Origin of the sequence: Marinobacter sp. C1S70 (genome assembly GCF_000475355.1) — a bacterium.
Taxonomy (GTDB): Bacteria; Pseudomonadota; Gammaproteobacteria; order Pseudomonadales; family Oleiphilaceae; genus Marinobacter; species Marinobacter nauticus.
The window spans coordinates 1-1522 of record NZ_AXBW01000043.1; the positions used below are offsets into that span (position 1 = coordinate 1).

At 61.1% G+C, this 1522-nt stretch carries 1 protein-coding gene; it reads right to left on the reverse strand.

The genetic code is table 11. The annotated features are described in order from the left end of the window. Positions 1–1340 (reverse strand): IS21-like element ISSpu5 family transposase (gene istA / locus Q669_RS13675; RefSeq protein WP_036149765.1); only part of this gene is annotated, 1340 nt, incomplete at its 3' end. Positions 1341–1522: the final 182 nt, after the last annotated feature.

Here is a 1522-nt window from a genome sequence, read left to right on the forward strand (position 1 = left end):
CCCAGACAGGACCGATAGGCCTGTTGCGGATGCTTTCTTGCCCCCAGCGCGGTACGGATAAGCTTTTCAGTTGCCGGTCCAGTCTTGGCTGCCCAGGCGGTCAGTCGCTCTGGGGTCCACTCGCCGGCTTGGCGATGGGACTCCGGCATGTGAGCGGCGATGGTGCTATGCCGACCCTTCTGATCCGAACGCCGGTGGCTGGCGATCCGGTTGCCCCGGTGGAAGCATTCGATGGTGTTGTGGGTGATCCGGACCTCCACCTCTTTCTTGATCAGGGTGTAGGGCACCGAGTAGTAGTGCCCATCGATGGCCACGTGGTAGTCGATGTGTACCCGGGCTTTTTTCCACTCGGCGTAGACATACGGCTCGGCGGGTAGCGGTTGTAGAACCGGCTGGTCCAGCTGTTTGAAGTGATCAAGCCGGCACCCGGGCAACTTGCGGAAGGGGCGGCTATTGAGCTTCTCCAACAGCTCACGGATGGTGGCGTTGAGCTGCCCCAGGGAGAAGTGCTGACGATGGCGCAGGGCCGCCAGGATCCAGCGCTCAACGATCAATACGCCACCTTCCACCTTGGCCTTGTCACGGGGCTTGCGAACCCGTGTGGGGACAACGGCCACGCCATAATGGCTAGCCATATCCTGATAGGTCGGATTGAGATCCGGCTCGTAGCGATGGGCCTTGCTGACGCCGGAACGGAGGTTATCCGGAACCACCAGTTCCGGCACGCCGCCCAAGAACTCGAAAGTCCGGATGTGAGAGCCGATCCAGTCCGGCAGGGTCTGGCTCCAGGTGGCCTCGGCGTAGGTGTAATTGGACGCACCCATCACCGCCACAAAGACTTGCGCCTCATGGATCTCACCGGTGGTGCGATCAATGACGGGCACCGTGTGCCCAGCATAGTCCACGAACAGCTTTTCACCGGCTCGGTGGTCCTGACGCATCACCAGATCCAGCTTGCCCTGCCAGGCCCGGTAGTGCTCGCAGAACCAGCTGTACTGGTAGCCATCCGGATTGGCTTCCCGGTACTCCTGCCAGAGCAGGAACAGGGTGACGTTCTTGCCCCGGAGCTCATCGTGGATCCGCTGCCAGTCTGGAATGCCTCGGACCTGTGCCGGTAGATCCGGTGGTGGCGGGAACAGCCGTTGCTCCAGCTGGGCTTCACTCAGATCCTCTGGCAGCGGCCAGCCAAGCTCCGCCTCAGCAGCACGCCGCAGATACTCGCTCACAGTGGGGCGACTGATGCCGCAGGCTGCGGCAACCTGTCGGTTGCTAAGCCCTCGCTCCCACTTGAGGCGAAGGACTTCTTTGATTTTACGCATGGATAACCTCTTCGCTGGCATCTGGCCCTCTCCGGATGAAAAGGAGCAGAGTACCGTTAGTTATCCCGCGCCGGACGTTTTGATGGGGGAATCAGGCAGCCTGCCAAGGTGGCAGCTTTGCCGTGGAATCAGTGGCAGCTTTCGCGTGGAATGGGTGGCAGGCTTCGTCTGGAATCAGTGGCAACCTTGGTCTGGAATACGCA